This is a genomic window from Achromobacter kerstersii (assembly GCF_902859595.1).
Lineage (GTDB): Bacteria > Pseudomonadota > Gammaproteobacteria > Burkholderiales > Burkholderiaceae_B > Achromobacter > Achromobacter kerstersii.
Genome location: NZ_CADIJQ010000004.1, coordinates 51,356 through 67,646 on the forward strand (window position 1 = coordinate 51,356; position 16,291 = coordinate 67,646).

Genomic DNA, 16,291 nt, shown 5'->3' on the forward strand with positions numbered 1-16,291 from the left:
GATGCTGGACGTAAGCACAATCAACCAATACTACGGCGGCAGCCACACGCTGCGCGGCGTGTCGCTATCCGTACGCCAGGGCGAATGCCTGGCGCTGCTGGGCCGCAACGGCGTGGGCAAGACCACGCTGCTGAAATGCGTGATGGGCGTGCTGCCGGTGGCCAGCGGCAACATCGGCTTCGATGGCGCCGACATCACCCGCCTTGCGCCGCATCAGCGCGCCGCGCGCGGCATGGCCTATGTGCCGCAAGGCCGCGACATCTTCGCGCGGCTGACGGTGGAAGAGAACATCCTGATGGGCATGGCGACCAAACCCGCTGCGCGCGCCCGCCGCATCAAGGAAGAAGTGTTCGAACTGTTCCCCGTGTTGAAGAGCATGCTGTCGCGCCGGGGCGGTGACTTGTCGGGCGGACAGCAGCAACAGCTGGCGATTGCGCGGGCGCTGGTGGCCGAGCCCAAGCTCATCATCCTGGACGAGCCCACCGAAGGCATCCAGCCGTCCATCATCAAGGACATTGCGCGCGTGATTCACATGCTGCGCGCGCGCGGCGACATCGCCATTCTGTTGTGCGAACAGTATTTTGATTTTGCACGCGAGCTGGCGGATCAGTTCGTGGTGCTGTCGCGCGGCGAAGTGGTGGCCAGCGGCGACCGCAGCGCGATTGATGGCGATGACGTGCGCCGGCATCTGTCGGTGTAGGCGTCAGGGGGAAGAGTCGCTTCGCACCGGGGACGGCTCGCTTCGCACAGGGCCCGGGTCACTGCGCACAGGGGCCGGGCCGCTTCACACCGGGGCCGCGGGCAGGCGCTTAAGCCTTCCTTGAGATTGTGCGCAGATTTCAAATCTGCTCCGATATAATCCGGCTCCATGTGCTTCGCTACTTTCCTGACCCGCCCCTCGCTGTGGATCGCGCTTGCCGCGATCCTGTGGGCGTCGTTGGCGCCGTCGATCGCGCAAGCACTGAGCCTGTCTCCGGACGGCCACCACATCCACCGCATCACCGTTGACTATTGCGCAAGCGAAGGCGACGGCAACGCGCAAGGCGCCGTCACGCTGGACGTCCCGCACGACAGCCACGACGCCCAAGACTCTACACAAGCCGACGCCCACGCCGACGGCCATCACTGCCCGCTGTGCCGCAACCCGCACGCAGACGTCGGCATCCTGCCCACCAACATGCCGGTCGTGCCCGCCCCCGTGGGCCGCGCCATCACGTATCCGCCGCTGTTCTTCCTGGCGGCCGCCCCCCTTCATGCCTGGAGCGCGGCCCAGCCGCGCGCGCCCCCCGCGAACTGACCCGGAGCACGTCTGCCGTCTGACGACGGCACGCTTGCGCCCGCCCCTCGCGTCTCCCCGCTGCACGCCCCCTGCTCGCCTCTTGCTCGCATCTTGATGCGCGGGCGGCCGTGCCGTCATCCAGACCCTTGTGGCCCGCTGTGCCTCGCCTGTGTTCAGGCCGGGCGCGGGGTCCGTGCGCCGGTCCGCCGGCTTCAGACATGAAACACACCACGATCTACACCTTGCTGCTTGGCGTGCTTGCCAGCGGCTCTGCCCACGCGCTGACCTCCGAACCCGCCGTGGAAACGCTGTCGGCCACCACCGTCTACGGCGCGGGCCACGTTGACCCCGCGCCCAACGGCCCCGTCAACCTGGATGCCCGCGACAGCACCGGCAGCCGCCTGGGCCTGACCTTGCGCGAAACGCCCGCCAGCGTCACCGTGATCTCGCGCGAGCAGATCGAAGCGCGCGGCTCGCTCAGCACGCAAGAGATTGCGCGCGGCATTCCCGGCGTGGACAACGCATCGCCCCCCGGCAACGCCGGCGCGGTCAGCTACCGGGGTTTCTCGGGCGGCCAGGTGTCGCAGTTGTTCAACGGCATCTCGGTGCAATACGACGCCATTGCCGGGCGTCCGGTGGACAGCTGGATCTACGACCGCGTGGAAGCCATCGGCGGCCCGTCGACCTTCCTGTTCGGTGCGGGCGCGGTGGGCGGCGCCATCAACTACGTCACCAAGCTGCCCGAGCGCGATACGTTTTACGACGGCCAGTTGCGCCTGGGTTCCTTCGACAGCCGCCAGGTGTCGGTGGGCTTGAACCAGCAGCTGGCGGGCGATGCCGGCGGGCGTGGCCACTATCTGCGCATCGACGCCAACACCGGGTCCAGCCACGGCTGGGTGGACGGCAACCGTTCGCACGCCAGCCAGATTGCGGCATCGGTGTTGTCCGACCTGGGCAGCGACGTGACGCAAACCTTCGCCTTCGAATATCAACGCGAACAAGTCGACCGCCCGTATTGGGGCACGCCGCTGATGACGAACGCGCAGGGCGTTGTGCAAGGCGCGGGCCACATCATGGATGGCACGCGCTTCAAGAACTACAACGTCAATGATGGGCTGTACGAACAGACGGTGTGGTGGGCGCGGTCCATGACCGAATGGCGCGCGAGTTCGGCCCTGACGATGAAGAACACGCTGTACTACTACCAGGCCGAGCGCGATTTCCGCAATCTGGAAACTTACCGCTTCAATACGGGCAACACGCTGGTGCAGCGCTCCGGCGCGCTGTTGCAGCGTCACGAACAACGCCTGGTGGGCAACCGTGTGGAAGGGCTGGTGCGTTCTTCCGTGGCCGGCCTGCCCAGCGACTGGTCGTTTGGCGCCGACATCAGCGTGAACAAGGTCACGCGCTTTCCCACCAGCCTGCCCGCGCAAGTCGACGCCGTCGACCCTTATGACTTTTCGCCCGGCAACTTCTACGACATCCCCGGCATGACGCGCGGCCACAAAGCCGACCGCGACAACCGCATCCGCACCTTTGCGATGACGCTGGAGAACCGCACCGAAGTGCTGCCCGGCGTGGCCATCGTGTCGGCCTTGCGCAAGGACTTCATCGACCTGGATCTGACCAACCGCCGCGCCGTCACCGCCGCCTCGCCCGCCAGCGCGTCGCGCAGCTATTCGCCGCTGACCGGGCGGCTGGGCGTGAACTGGCAGGTCAGCCCCGAAGCGTCGCTGTACGCGCAGTACGCCACGGCGGCGGACCCTCCGTCGGGCCTGCTGGCCACCGCATCGTTTGCCGACGTGCTGAACAACGACCAGCTCACAACCGGCACGCAGGCCGAAGTGGGCGGCAAGTTCGACTTCTGGGACGGGCGCGGTTCCGCCACCGTGGCGCTCTACGAGATCAAGCGCAAACACATCTCGACGACCGACCCCAACAACCCGGGCGTGAGCGTTCCGGTGGGCGCACAGTCGGCGCGCGGCGTTGAACTGGCGGGCGGTTTGCAGCTGACGTCCAAGCTGTCCTTGCAAGGCAACGTGGCCTTTGTTGACCCGCAGTACGACGACTTCTCGCAATCGGTGGGCGGCGTGTCCGTCTCGCGCAATGGCAACGTGCCGGTCAACACGCCGCGCCGTCTGGCCAACGTGTGGCTGGACTACGCGTTCGTGCCGGATTGGAACGCCAGCGTCGCCGCCCGCTACGTGGGCCGCGCCTACGCGGATGCCGCCAACACGGTGTGGGCGCCCTCGTACACGGTGTTTGACGCCTCCTTGTCGCATCGGGTGAACCGCAACCTGAACGTGACCGCGCGCGTGCGCAACCTGACCGACAAGGTCTACGCGGCCAACGCCAGCCCGACGATGTTCTACCTGGGCGCGCCGCGCACGTTTGAACTGTCGCTGCAAGCCCGCTTCTAGTCCGCCCCTAGCTCCGCCGTGTAGAGATGCCATGAGCGCCACATCGCCCCGTTCTTCCGCTCGCCCCGCCGGGCCGCCGCTGTCCACGCGCGCCAAGCGCTGGCTCTATCTGATCCATCGCTGGGCCGGCGTCGTGCTGTGCCTGTTCTTCGCCATGTGGTTCGTGAGCGGCGTGGTGATGATGTATGTGGGTTATCCCAAGCTCACGCCTCATGAACGCCTGACCCATCTGGCGCCGTTGGACGCCACGCGGATCGCCATCACGCCCGAGCAGGCGCTGGCGGCTGCCGGGAAAACGCGCGCAGACGCGCCCGGCTTGCAGCTATCTGCCAGCCAGGGCGGCGCGCCGGTGTATGTGGTGCCGGCGTCGATGCCGGGTTCCGCCCCGGGTTCAAGCCCCGCCGCGCCCAAAGTCGTCGACGCCGCCACCGGCCTGCTGCTGCCCAAGGCGGACGCCACGACAGCGCAGGCCACGGCGCTTGCCTGGTTCGGTGACGCGTACGCCGCGCACTACGACGGGCTGGTGGACGAGGACGTCTATACCCACTCGGGCGCACTGGATGTGCATCGCCCTTTGCACCGCATCGACATGAGCGACCCCGCGCGCACGCGCTTGTACGTGTCGTCGGCGACGGGCGCGGTGGTGCTGGACGCCACCCGCAACGAGCGCGCCTGGAATTATGTGGGCGCGTGGGTCCATTGGCTGTACATGTTTCGCGGCAACGCGCTGGACCCGTGGTGGCATGACATCGTGGTGTGGCTGTCGGTCGCGGGCGTGGTGCTGGCATTGACGGGCACCATCGTGGGCATGCTGCGCTGGCGGTTTTCGCGGCCTTACGCCAGTGGCAGCCGGTCGCCCTACCGCGACAACATGATGCGCTGGCATCACATCAGTGGTTTGCTGTTTGCCGCCATCACCATCACGTGGATTTTCAGCGGGCTGATGTCGATGAACCCGTGGAAGGTGTTCACCAGCACCGCCGCCCCGCTAGCGCGCAGCGCCTATGCCGATGGGTCGGCCGCTGGGTCTGCCGATGGGTCTGCCGCTGGGGCTGCCGCTGGGTCGCCCAATGGGTGGGCCGCTGGGTCGGCCAATGCGGCGGCCAACGCGCCGCTGGCGTCGCCACGCGATCTGATCGCCGCCCTGCCCTCCGCCCCGCGTGAGTTGAGCTGGGCGCGCAACGCGGGCCAGGACGTGGTGCTGGCACGCGGCGCGGCGGGCGCGCCGCAAGTGCTGTCGGCCACCCAAGGCACGCCTTACGCCTTTGACGACGCCAAGCTGCGCCAGGCGGCCACGCTATTGCTGCCCGGCGCCACGCTGCGCGAGGTGCAGGTGCTGCGCCAGTACGACGTGTATTACTACGCGCGCGACGAACACGCGATGCTGGGCCATGTTGAAAAGCCGCTGCCCGTCTGGCGGCTGGTATACGACAACCCGCAGGCCACCTGGATTTATCTGGACCCGCACACCGGCCAGATTCAGGGCCGGCAAGACCGCAGCGGACGCGTCAGCCGCTGGCTGTTCGCCTTTCTCCACAGCTGGGATTGGACGGGTCTGCTGTCGCGCCGGCCGCTCTGGGATGCCTTGCTGATTTTCCTGAGCCTGGGCGGGGCGGCGCTGAGTCTGACCGGTGTAGTGATCGGGTGGCGGCGGCTTGGCAAGAAGCTGCGCGGCTGAGATGCACTATGCTCACCGTCTTGCATGACGAATCACCGCTATTCAGGAGCCTTCCATGTCAGACGTCACCATCTATCACAACCCCAAGTGCGGCACGTCCCGCAATACGCTGGCGCTGATCCGCAACGCCGGCATTGAGCCCACGGTGGTGCTGTACGTGGAAACGCCGCCGTCGCGCGCCACCTTGAACGCCTTGTTCAAGAAGGCCGGCATCAGCGTGCGTGACGCGCTGCGTGAAAAGGGCACGCCGTACCAGGAGCTTGGCCTGGACGACACCAGCTTGTCCGATGACGCGCTGCTGGACGCCATTGAACAGCACCCGATTCTGCTGAACCGTCCCTTTGTCACCACGCCGCTGGGCGCGCGCCTGTGCCGCCCGTCGGAGCTGGTGCTGGACATTCTGCCCTCGCCCCAGCAAGGCGCGTTCACCAAGGAAGACGGCGAAGCGGTCATCGACGCCGACGGCAAACGCATCCAGAAGTAAAAGGGCGTACTCCGCCGCATTTTGTAAGCGGACTGACGGGAAACCCCTTTACCATCGCGGCTATTGATTATTACGCTGCGATGACGTGTCATGGATTTCCTGGAAAGCTTCAACCAGTCCTTTTTTCTTCTGATCAATGCCGACCCGGCCACCCCTGTATGGCGGATTCATGCCGCCATGCTGGTGGCCAATCAGCTGATCCTGCTGGTGCCCGGCGCGCTGGCGGCGATGTGGTTGTGGGGCGGGCAAGCGCAGCGCAATCTGGCCCTGAAAGTGCTGGCCAGCATCGGCGTTGCGCTGGTCGCCAGCTATGCGTGCGGCGCGCTGTTGCCGCATCCGCGTCCCTTCGTGATCGGGCTGGGGCATACGTTCTTCCCGCACAAGCCGACGTCGTCATTTCCCAGCAACCACACCATCATCATCGCCACGTTCGCCTTTGCGCTGATCTTTGATCGGCGCTGGGCGGCATGGGGCGTAGTGGCATTGTTGGGCGCGGCGGTGGTCGGCACATCGCGCGTATACCTGGGCGTGCATTTCCCGCTGGATATCGTGGGCGGGCTGATCCTGGCGCCCGTCGCGGCGGCCATCGCGGTTCCGGTGTGGAACCGCATTGGCGCGCCGTTGACGTTGGTGGCGCAAGGCATCTATCGCAAAGTGCTGGCGCTGCCGATTGCGCGCGGCTGGATACGCGCGTAGATCAGCATCCGTAGCGCGCCATCAATTGATGGCTACCTTGGCGTCCTTGACCAGCTTGGCGTAGTTCTCGGTGTCGGCGCCGATGCGCGCACGCATCTGGTCCGGCGTATCGCCAATCGGCACCGCGCCAATCTCCGCCATGCGGCGCGAGAAATCCGGCGACTTGATGATCTTCACCATCTCGGCATTCAGCCGCGCCACCACCTCTTTGGGCGCGGCGGCCGGGGCCAGTACGCCGAACCACGTCCCCATGTTGAACGGCTTGATGCCCGCCTCTTCCATCGTCGGCACGTCCGGCAAGGCCGCCGAGCGCTGATTGGTCGTGACCGCCAGCGCGCGCAACTTGCCGCTCTGGATATGCGCCAGCACGGGCGTGATGGTGTCGAACGACATGTCGATCTGGCCGCCCAGCAGATCCGTCGTCAACGGCCCGCTGCCCTTGTACGGCACATGCAGCAGCTTCACCTGCCCTTCCTGTTCAAACTGCGCGCCGATCAGATGCTGGCCGGTGCCCATGCCGTTTGATCCATAGGTGAGCTTGCCCGGCGCGGCTTTCGCCAAGGCCAGCAGCCCTTGCACGGTCTTGGCGTCCAGCTTCGGGTTGACGACCAGCACGTTAGGCACGAGCGCCACCGTCGTCACCGGCGCAAAGTCTTTCTGGAAGTCGTAGTGCAGGCTTTTGTACACGCTGGTGGCGATGGTGTGATGCACCGCGCCCATCAGCAGGGTGTAGCCGTCGGGCGCCGCCTTGGCGACGTAGTCCGCGCCCAAGGTCGAGCCCGCGCCGGGTTTGTTTTCCACCACCACCGGCTGGCCCAGGCTCTTGGCCAGTTCCTGCCCCAGCGCGCGCGCCAGCACGTCGGTGGTGCCGCCCGCCGGGAACGGCACGACCAGGCTGATCGGCCGGGACGGGTACGACTGGGCCATGGCCCCGCCCGCCAGCGGCAGGCTTAACACGCAGGCAACCGCCCACGTGCGCACGCGGAAAATTCGCTTGAACATGCTTGTCTCCTTGGGATACGAATGAACTTCGCTTCTTGTTCTATGGTCGGAATTGCGCTGCGGGTCTGATGCCCGCAGTCAAGCATTCCGGTGGTCTTGCCAACCCGCCTGCTACGCCGCCTTCACCTGCTTGCCCGCCGTCAACAGCGCGCACACCGCTTCGGTCACCGCATCGGTCGTGGCGTTGCCGCCCAGGTCGCGCGTATGCAGCGCGGGCGTGGCAGTCACTTGTTCGATGGCCTGCATCAAGCGCGCTGCGGCGTCGTGTTCACCCAGATGCTCCAGCAGCATCACCACCGACCAGAACGTGCCGACGGGATTCGCCAGGCCCTTGCCCATGATGTCGAAGGCAGAGCCGTGGATGGGTTCGAACATGGACGGATAGCGGCGCTCGGGGTCGATGTTGCCGGTGGGCGCAATACCCAGGCTGCCGGCCAGCGCAGCGGCCAGATCGCTCAGGATGTCGGCGTGCAGGTTGGTGGCGACGATGGTGTCCAGTGACGCCGGCTTGTTGACCATGCGCGCGGTGGCGGCGTCAACCAGTTCCTTGTCCCACGTCACGTCCGGGAATTCGCGGCTGACTTGCAGCGCGATCTCGTCCCACATCACCATGGCGTGGCGTTGCGCGTTGGATTTCGTGACGACGGTCAGCAACTTGCGCGGACGCGATTGCGCCAGCTTGAAGGCAAAGCGCAGAATGCGTTCGACGCCCGCACGCGTCATGATCGACACGTCGGTGGCGGCTTCGATAGGGTGGCCCTGGTGCACGCGCCCGCCCACGCCCGAATACTCACCTTCCGAGTTTTCGCGCACGATCACCCAGTTCAGTTGTTCAGGCGTGCAGCGTTTCAGCGGCGCGTCAATGCCGGGCAGGATGCGCGTGGGGCGCACGTTGGCGTACTGGTCAAAGCCCTGGCAGATTTTCAGGCGCAGGCCCCACAGCGTGATGTGGTCGGCAATGTCGGGGTCGCCCGCCGAGCCGAACAGAATGGCGTCTTTGTCGCGCAGCGCGTCCAGCCCATCGGCCGGCATCATCACGCCGTGCTGGCGGTAGTAGTCGCCGCCCCAGTCAAAGTTCTGGAATTCAAAGTGCAGGCCGCCCGCTTGCGCCAGGGCCTGCATGATGCGCTGGCCGGCCGGAATGACTTCCTTGCCGATGCCGTCGCCGGGAATGGTTGCGATGCGATAGGTTTTCATGGGCCGACAGGTTCCTTGCTGATAAGGGTCTGTCGGCAATGTACCGAGCGCTGCGCGCCGTGCGCGCAGCGCCATTCACAACATCTTCAACTTCAGGTTGAAGATCGGCTCGCTGCGATCAGCAGCGGCTCACGTTCAGGTTGTTGATCAAGTTGTTGAAGTTCTGGCGCAGGCTGTAGGCGTCGTCCACGATCGTGGGGCGCAAGCTCTTGAACGCGCCCGTGCGTTCGGCGTCTTGCTTGTAGCGTCCGCTGTCGGTGTTCTCCAGCACTTTGCGCCCCGCCGCCAGCAGGGAATTGGCCTTCATCATCGTGCTTGCGCAACCCTTGGGATCGGCTTCGCGGGTCTTCTTGTCAAAGCCCAGCGCCATTTCATTCAGCTTGTCCAGCTGCTGCGTGAACGCCTCTTTCTTGTCGCCCAGGCCGGTGCCGTCGAAAATGCCGGTCGCCTGATCCAGCGTGGATTTGGCGTAATACACCATGCCGGCGCGGTAATACGCCACGGTGTCTTTCTTGGCCTTCTCGAACGCTTCCTTGGTGTTGGCCGTGTCCTTCACCGAGATGCCGTGATAGAACGCGCTCTCGGCCTTCGCGACGGCGGTCAGCGCCGACACATAGGCAGGGCTTTTTTCACGCGCCAGCGCGCCGTTATCCGACACATAGGTCTTGGCGGCAGCGTAGTTTTGCAGCTCGGTGCTCAGCGGGGCCAGCGTACCCAGCGCTTGCGAAAAATCCTTGGCGGCGGCGTCGATCTCGGGAATGGCGGGTTTCATCGCCAGCGCCTTGTCCAGCTTTTCCTTGGTGCGCAACACCATGATGTCATTGCCGATGACGTAGTCCTTCACGGGCTTCTTGTCGGCCAGCTTGGGCACCATGTACTGCTCGTACTGGGACAGCGTTTCGTCAAACGACTGCGTGATGCCGTTGGCCGCATCAACGTACTGGTTGTACTTGACGATCTCGGCCTGGGCGGTGCTGGCTTCGGGAGCCTTCGCGTCCTGCTTGGCGGTGTCATCGCCGCACGCGGCGAGCATCAACGTAGCGGCTAGAAGGGCGGACATGCACAAGGGGCGCGACATAAACATCTGTTCTCCATAAAAGGGAACGCATCATATGCCCGGGCATCCGCTAACACGCTACAAAGTCATTCTGGCCTGTCACAATTGTTTTCAATACGCGACCACTTCTGTTCATGGTCGAGCAACCAGCGCTTGCGATGCAGTCCCCCGCCATAGCCGGTCAGCGACGCGTTCGCGCCCACGACACGATGGCACGGCACCACAATGCCAATCGGATTCGCGCCGTTGGCCAGCCCCACGGCGCGCACAGCGGTCGGACGCGCAATGCGTTGCGCCAGGCCGCTGTAGCTGATGGGCGCGCCACCCGCGATGCCGCGCAACGCCTGCCACACCTGCCGTTGGAAGTCCGTGCCGCCGGTGGCGACATCCAGCGTGTCGATGGCGTGTACGTCCCCGTCGAAGTACGCCTGAAGCGCCCGGGTCGCGGGAGATGCGTGTGCGGCGTCATGCAATGTGATGGCCGCGTTGCCGTACTGCCGGCGCAGCAGCGTGTGCATGCGCGATTCAAAATCCTGCCAGTCCACCGCGCGCAGGCGCTGTTGTGCATCGGTCAGCACCAGCATCAGGCCGATGGGCGTCGGCACGCGTTCAAGCGTGAAGTGATGCGTCGTGGCGTTCATGGAAAGCTCCATTGGCTGCAAAGGCATGCGGCCACTATAAGGGCGGGTTCCGGCGGCGTGCTGGCGGTTTTCGGACAGCAATGTCAGGCCAACAACAGTGTCCGAAAACCGCTAGATTTTCTTCTCGGCGCGGCGCTAGCATGGCGGCATGAACCTTGACCACGATGCCTGCTACCGCGCCATCAGCGTGCGCGACGCCCGTTACGACGGCCGCTTCTTCACCGCCGTGAAGACGACGGGCATCTATTGCCGTCCCGTCTGCCCGGCGCGCACGCCGCTGTCCAAGAACGTCTCTTTCTTCGGCACCGCCGCCGCGGCGCAAGAGGCGGGCTTTCACCCCTGCCTGCGCTGCCGGCCCGAGACCGCACCCGAGCTCGGCCCCGCGCCCGACTTGCCCGACGGCGTGGCGCGCGCCTTGGGGCTGATTGAGCTGGGCGCGCTGGATGAGGCCGGCGTGGATGCGCTGGCCGCCCGGCTGGGCGTGGGCGAACGCCAATTGCGCCGCCAATTTCGCCAGCATTTGGGCGCGTCCCCCGTGGCTGTGGCGCAAACCCGGCGCGTGTTGTTGGCCAAGCAGTTGATCCACGAAACGCACCTGCCCATGGCCGAAATCGCCTTCGCGTCGGGGTTTGGCAGCATCCGCCGCTTCAACGAAATCTTTCTGACTTTGTTCGACCGCACGCCGGGCGACCTGCGCCGATCCGGCAAGCCCGATGTGCCCGCCGGGCCGCGTGGTGAAATCCAGTTGCTGCTGCGCTACCGGCCGCCTTATGACTGGGAGGCCATGCTGGCGTTTCTGCGGCTGCGCGCCATTCCCGGCATTGAACGCATCGATGGCAGCCGCTATACGCGCACGATCAGTCTGGACGGCATGCAAGGCACGGTCAGCGTGCAACCCGGCACCGGCAACGCGCTGCAAGCGACCGTGCGCTTTCCGCGCCTGCATGCGCTGCCGGCCATCATTGCGCGCTTGCGCCGCGTGTTTGATCTGGGCAGCGACCCGGTCGCACTGGCCGCGCAGTTTTCGCACGACCCGGTCATGGCGGCGCTGATCGCCGCGCGCCCTGGCCTGCGCGTGCCGGGCGCGTGGGATGGCTTCGAACTCGCCATGCGCGCCGTGTTGGGCCAACAGATCACGGTGACCGCCGCGATTCGGCTGGCGGGAAAATTGGTGGCTGCACATGGCGACGCCATGGCCCAGCCGGAAGACGGTTTGACCCATGTGTTCCCCACTCCCGAGGCCGTGGCCCCGGCGGAGCTGGCTGTGCTGGGCATGCCGCGCAGCCGTGCCGCCACGTTGTCAGCGGTGGCCGCCGCCGCGGTAGCCGACCCGCATTTGTTTGACGCCGGCAGCAGCCTGGACGACGCGGTCAAACGCCTGCGCGCGATACGCGGCATCGGCGAATGGACGGCGCAATACATCGCCTTGCGCTGCCTGCGCGAGCCGGATGCGTTTCCCATCGCCGACATCGGCCTGATCCGCGCGCTGGAGAAATTGGAATCGCGCGCGTACACGCCCGCGCAATTGCTGGCGCGTGCGGAGTCGTGGCGGCCGTGGCGTGCGTATGCTGCGCAGCATCTGTGGTCGGCGGGCTGAACGCTAACAGGGGCGGAGAGATCGGCGGCGCCATGGGCCGCACCATGGGCCGCACCATGGGCCGCACCATGGGCCGCGCTATGGGCCGCGCCATGGGCCGCGCTAGGGATCGCGCTAAGGATCGCTACCAGCGCGCGTCCGCGTCCTGCTGGAAGTAGTTGACGAGAAAATCCACGAAGACGCGGACCTTGGCCGACAGGTGATGCCGTTCCGGAAACACGGCATAGATATCCGCTTGTGGCAGCGCATAGTCTTCCAGCACGCGCACCAGCCGGCCGCTGCGCAGATAGCGCGCCAGGTCCCACTCGGCGCGCTGCAAGATGCCCAGCCCCGCCAGCCCCCACGTCAGCGTCACTTCACCATCGTTGCTGCTCAAGGCCCCGCGCACCTTCACGGTTTCGCTGCGGCGTCCCTTGGTGAAGCGCCACAAGCTGTAGGCGTCTTCGTTCTGCCGCAACACGATGCATTGATGCCGCGTCAGGTCGTGCGGGGTGACCGGCACACCATGGGTCTTCAGATAACTGGGGGATGCGCACACCAGACGGCGGTTCGGCGCAATCTTGCGGGCGATCAAACGCGTATCGGGCTGGTCGCCAAAGCGCACCGCCACGTCGAAGGCGTCTTGCACGAAGTCCGCAGGGCTGTCAGTCAGTTGCAGTTGCAGCGAGACGTCGGGGTAAAGCTTCGCGAAGTCAGCAATCGCAGGCGCGATGTAGCTGCGGCCAAAACCCAGCGGCGCGTTGACTTTGAGCCGACCGCGCGGGCTGTCCTGGCGGCTGGCGATAAGCTGATCAAGGTCTTCGATTTCACCCAGAATGCGGCGGGCGCTTTCCAGGTAGACCTCGCCTTCGGCAGTGAGGCTCAGCCGTCGCGTGCTGCGGTTGAACAGCCGCACGCCCAGGCGCGCTTCGATCTGCGCCAGCCGCTTGCTGACGGCTGCCGGGGTCACGTCCAGCTGGCGGGCGGCGGCGGACATGCCGCCGGCGCGCGCCAGTTCCACCACCAGTTGCAGTTCGCTGGAATGCCCCATGGCGGCGGGCCGGGGATTAGTCGCGGAAGTTTTCGAACTGCAAGGGCAGGTCGACGTCGGTCTTCTTCAACAGCGCAATAGCGGTTTGGAGATCATCGCGCTTCTTGCCGGTAATGCGCAGCTTGTCGCCGTTGATCTGCGATTCCACCTTGAGCTTGGCGTTCTTGATGGCGGCGATGAGCTTCTTGGCCACCGGCTGCTCGATGCCCTGCTTGATGGTGACCTTCTGGCGCGCGCCGCCCAGGTTTTCCAGGGGGTCGGCCACGTCCAGGCAGCGCACGTCGATGCCGCGCGCCGACAGGCGGCCGCGCAAGATGTCGAGCATCTGCTTCAATTGGAACGCGCTGGAGGCAACCTGGGTCACGACAAAACCTTCCAGTTCGAACTTGGCGTCGGTGCCTTTGAAGTCGAAGCGGGTGGCCAGTTCGCGGTTGGCTTGGTCGATGGCGTTGCTGAGTTCGTGTTTGTCGACTTCGGAGACGACGTCAAAAGTAGGCATGACACGGGTCCTGTAGGGGGATGAATGAAATAGGCGAAACCATAAGTTCGCCTATTTTACCGACCCGGCGGGCGCGTGCGGTTGCCTGCCGCGTTATGACGTCAGCACCAGCAGCCGGCTCGATTGCAGCGGATGCGGGATCACTTGCGCATCAATGCCATAAGCCAGGTACAGATTGGCGGGCGTCAGCACCTGCTCGGGCGTACCCAGCGCCGTGGTGGCGCCGCCGCTAAGCAGCAGCAGGCGGTCGCACCAGCGCGCGGCCAGATTCATGTCGTGCAGAATCACCAGTACGCCCGTATTGCCGGCATGCGCCAATTCCCAGGCGCGGCGCAGCAGGTCGGTCTGATGCTTCGGGTCCAGGCTGGCGGTGGGCTCGTCCAGCAGCAGGTAGCGTGCCTCGCCCGCTTGCCGCGCGGCATGGCACTGCACCAGCACGCGCGCAAACTGCACGCGCTGCTGTTCGCCGCCCGACAATTCCGGATAGCGGCGTCCGGCCAGATGGGCGGCATCGGCCAGCGACAATGCTTGGGCGACCAACGCATCGACGGCGGCGGGCGGCAGTTCTGGAAACGGATAGGCGCCCATGGCGACCACTTCATTCACATCCAGGTCAAAGGTCAGCCCGGGCTTTTGCGGCAGCACGGCGCGCTGGCGCGCCTGCTCCCGAAACGGCATGCCCGCTAGCAGCTCGCCGCCCAGATGCACCTGCCCCGAATCGGGTGACAACTCGGCCGCCAGCGCGCTGAGCAACGTGGACTTGCCTGCGCCATTGGCGCCCAGCAAACCGACGACTTCGCCTGGGCGGACCTCAAGCGATATCTGGGTAAGAATGCGTTTGCCGCCTCGGGATAACGTCAGGTTCTGTGCGGCAAGCATCAGCCTATCCTCCGGCCCCGGGCCAACAGCCACAGAAAAAATGGGCCGCCCACCAAGCCCGTCACCAAACCAATCGGCAATTCAGCTGGCACGACGACGGTACGCGCCGCCCAATCCGCCAGCACCAGCGCCAAACCGCCCGCAATGACGGTGGCCGGCAACAGCCAGCGGTGGTTCGCGCCCAGCGTCATGCGCACCAGATGCGGCACCACCAGCCCGACGAAGACGATGGTGCCCGTTGCTGCGACCAGCGGCCCGACAATCAGCGCGCTGGCCAGCACCAGCCGCGCCCGCACGCGCGCAAGCGAATAGCCCAGATGCTGGGCCTCGCGGTCACCCAGCAGCAGGGCGTTCATCACGCGCCACTGGCTGATCAGCCAGGCGCTCATCAGCAATACCCAAGGGCCAAGGAACGCCAGCATTTTCCAGTTTGCACCGCCCAGGCTGCCCATGTTCCAGAAGGTCAGGTCGCGCAGCTGCGCATCGGTCGCAACGAACGTGAACAGGCCGATCAGGCTGAACGACATCGCCGTGATGGCCACGCCAGCCAGCAGCAACCCGGCCACGCCTGGCACGCGCCGGCCCACGGCGTAGGCGCATAGCGTCGCAATCAGACTACCGGCGAAGGCCGATGGCGCCGTGATCCAGAAGCCGCCCGAGGTCAGCACAATGGCGGCCACCGCCCCCAGCGCGCCGCCCGCCGAAATACCGATCAAGCCGGGTTCGGCCAGCGGGTTGCGAAACAGCGCCTGCATGGCCGCGCCCGATATCGCCAGCCCCGCCCCCGTCACCACGGCGAACAGCACGCGTGGCAGACGGATGTCGATCAGCACGTTGCGCCATAGCGCGTTGTCGGGCGTGGGCGCGCCCCACAACAGCGACGGCAGTTCGCGCAACGGAATGCTGACCGCGCCGCTGGCGGTGGCGGCCAACATCGCCAGCGCCAACGCCACCGTCAACAGCCCCAATGCCAAGGGCGCGCTAACGCGCCATGACATTCGCAACCTCCTGTTTGAGTTGGGTCAGCGCCAACGGCAGGCGCGGCCCCATGCCCAAAATCAGCAGGTCATCCATGACCACCACGCGGCGCTTGGCCGCCGCCTGCGTCGAGGCGATGCCGGGCAGGCTGAGGAATTTCTCCATGCCGCCACCCGCCTCCAACGACGCCTGCGTCACCACGATCAGGTCGGGCGCCAGCGCGCCCATGGCCTCGGCCGACAAGGGCTTGTAGCCCTGCTGGTCGTGCAACACGTTATCCAAGCCAGCCAGATGCATGACTTCGTTGGCGGCCGTGTCGCGGCCTGCGCCTTGCGGCGAGCCCGTGCGGTTGATCAGCAACAGCGCCCGCGCGCGCGTGGCCGGAATGGCCTCGGCGCGCGCGAGTTCTTGCGTAACGTCTTCGACCATGCGCTCGCCGGCCGCCGCCACGCCCAATGCGCCGGCAATGGCGCGGATACGCGACTTCAGGGAATCCACCGATGGCGCGTCCGACACCGTGACAACGCGCACGCCCACGCCCGCCAGCCGCTTGAGCGCCTCGGGCGGGCCGGCCTGCTCTGACGCCAGCACCAGATCTGGCTTAAGCGACAACACGCCTTCGACCGGCACGGCGCGGTAATAGCCCACGCGTGGCAGCTTGGTGGCGGCTTCGGGGTACAGGCTGGACTGGTCATCCCCCACCAGCCTGTCGCCCTGCCCCAAGCCATAGACGATTTCCGTCACGCTGCCGCCCAGCGTCACCACCCGGCTGGGTTCGGCGGCGTGCACACTTGCCGCCATCGCCCAGCCCAACGCAATTGCCAACCATTTTTTCATCGCAGATTCCCGAAGAT

General features: G+C 65.9%; 16 protein-coding genes. 7 read left to right on the forward strand and 9 right to left on the reverse strand.

The window, feature by feature from the left end; all coding sequences use genetic code 11:
- Nucleotide 1 precedes the first annotated feature (1 nt).
- From urtE to HV765_RS14035, 6 genes are all read left to right on the forward strand, one after another.
- Nucleotides 2–700, forward strand: a complete 699-nt coding sequence (gene urtE / locus HV765_RS14010) for an urea ABC transporter ATP-binding subunit UrtE (protein WP_054422615.1) — start codon at nucleotides 2–4, stop codon at nucleotides 698–700.
- 168 nt (nucleotides 701–868) lie between these two features.
- Entirely contained in the window at nucleotides 869–1,297 is a 429-nt protein-coding gene (locus HV765_RS14015; protein ID WP_054422616.1) for a DUF2946 domain-containing protein, read from the forward strand.
- Nucleotides 1,298–1,497: 200 nt separating this feature from the next.
- Nucleotides 1,498–3,699, forward strand: a complete 2,202-nt coding sequence (locus tag HV765_RS14020; RefSeq protein ID WP_175170060.1) for a TonB-dependent receptor — start codon at nucleotides 1,498–1,500, stop codon at nucleotides 3,697–3,699.
- Nucleotides 3,700–3,730: 31 nt separating this feature from the next.
- Nucleotides 3,731–5,377, forward strand: coding sequence for a PepSY domain-containing protein (locus HV765_RS14025; RefSeq protein WP_175170061.1), 1,647 nt, complete (start codon nucleotides 3,731–3,733; stop codon nucleotides 5,375–5,377).
- A 55-nt stretch (nucleotides 5,378–5,432) separates the two neighbouring features.
- Nucleotides 5,433–5,861: an arsenate reductase (glutaredoxin) gene (gene arsC, locus HV765_RS14030; protein ID WP_175170062.1), complete on the forward strand. Its 429-nt coding sequence runs from the start codon at nucleotides 5,433–5,435 to the stop codon at nucleotides 5,859–5,861.
- Between the two features lie 90 nt (nucleotides 5,862–5,951).
- Nucleotides 5,952–6,557: a phosphatase PAP2 family protein gene (locus HV765_RS14035; protein WP_175170063.1), complete on the forward strand. Its 606-nt coding sequence runs from the start codon at nucleotides 5,952–5,954 to the stop codon at nucleotides 6,555–6,557.
- Nucleotides 6,558–6,578: 21 nt separating this feature from the next.
- Here HV765_RS14035 and HV765_RS14040 read toward each other — a convergent pair whose 3' ends face one another.
- The 4 genes from HV765_RS14040 to HV765_RS14055 all read right to left on the reverse strand — a co-directional run bounded on the left by HV765_RS14040 (nucleotide 6,579) and on the right by HV765_RS14055 (nucleotide 10,454).
- Nucleotides 6,579–7,559, reverse strand: coding sequence for a Bug family tripartite tricarboxylate transporter substrate binding protein (locus HV765_RS14040; protein ID WP_175170064.1), 981 nt, complete (start codon nucleotides 7,557–7,559; stop codon nucleotides 6,579–6,581).
- A gap of 111 nt (nucleotides 7,560–7,670) precedes the next feature.
- Nucleotides 7,671–8,756 (reverse strand): tartrate dehydrogenase, encoded by a 1,086-nt coding sequence (locus tag HV765_RS14045; RefSeq protein WP_175170065.1) that lies wholly within the window; start codon nucleotides 8,754–8,756, stop codon nucleotides 7,671–7,673.
- A gap of 118 nt (nucleotides 8,757–8,874) precedes the next feature.
- A complete protein-coding gene (locus HV765_RS14050; RefSeq protein ID WP_245636303.1) occupies nucleotides 8,875–9,816 on the reverse strand; it encodes a DUF3829 domain-containing protein in 942 nt (313 codons plus the stop codon).
- Between the two features lie 83 nt (nucleotides 9,817–9,899).
- Entirely contained in the window at nucleotides 9,900–10,454 is a 555-nt protein-coding gene (locus tag HV765_RS14055; protein ID WP_217483367.1) for a methylated-DNA--[protein]-cysteine S-methyltransferase, read from the reverse strand.
- A 148-nt stretch (nucleotides 10,455–10,602) separates the two neighbouring features.
- Between HV765_RS14055 and HV765_RS14060 the strand changes: the two genes are divergently transcribed.
- Entirely contained in the window at nucleotides 10,603–12,051 is a 1,449-nt protein-coding gene (locus HV765_RS14060; RefSeq protein WP_175170066.1) for an AlkA N-terminal domain-containing protein, read from the forward strand.
- A 124-nt stretch (nucleotides 12,052–12,175) separates the two neighbouring features.
- Here the strand turns inward: HV765_RS14060 and HV765_RS14065 are convergent, their stop codons facing one another.
- From HV765_RS14065 to HV765_RS14085, 5 genes are all read right to left on the reverse strand, one after another.
- Entirely contained in the window at nucleotides 12,176–13,081 is a 906-nt protein-coding gene (locus tag HV765_RS14065; protein ID WP_054422624.1) for a LysR family transcriptional regulator, read from the reverse strand.
- 16 nt (nucleotides 13,082–13,097) lie between these two features.
- Nucleotides 13,098–13,580, reverse strand: a complete 483-nt coding sequence (locus HV765_RS14070) for a YajQ family cyclic di-GMP-binding protein (RefSeq protein WP_054422625.1) — start codon at nucleotides 13,578–13,580, stop codon at nucleotides 13,098–13,100.
- 93 nt (nucleotides 13,581–13,673) lie between these two features.
- The gene (locus HV765_RS14075) at nucleotides 13,674–14,462 is read right to left on the reverse strand and encodes a heme ABC transporter ATP-binding protein (protein ID WP_175170292.1); all 789 of its coding nucleotides are present in this window, start codon (nucleotides 14,460–14,462) and stop codon (nucleotides 13,674–13,676) included.
- Nucleotides 14,459–15,457, reverse strand: coding sequence for a FecCD family ABC transporter permease (locus tag HV765_RS14080; RefSeq protein ID WP_175170067.1), 999 nt, complete (start codon nucleotides 15,455–15,457; stop codon nucleotides 14,459–14,461). Before HV765_RS14080 ends, HV765_RS14075 begins: the two co-directional genes overlap by 4 nt.
- Entirely contained in the window at nucleotides 15,441–16,274 is an 834-nt protein-coding gene (locus tag HV765_RS14085) for a heme/hemin ABC transporter substrate-binding protein (RefSeq protein ID WP_175170068.1), read from the reverse strand. Before HV765_RS14085 ends, HV765_RS14080 begins: the two co-directional genes overlap by 17 nt.
- Between the last annotated feature and the right edge of the window lie 17 nt (nucleotides 16,275–16,291).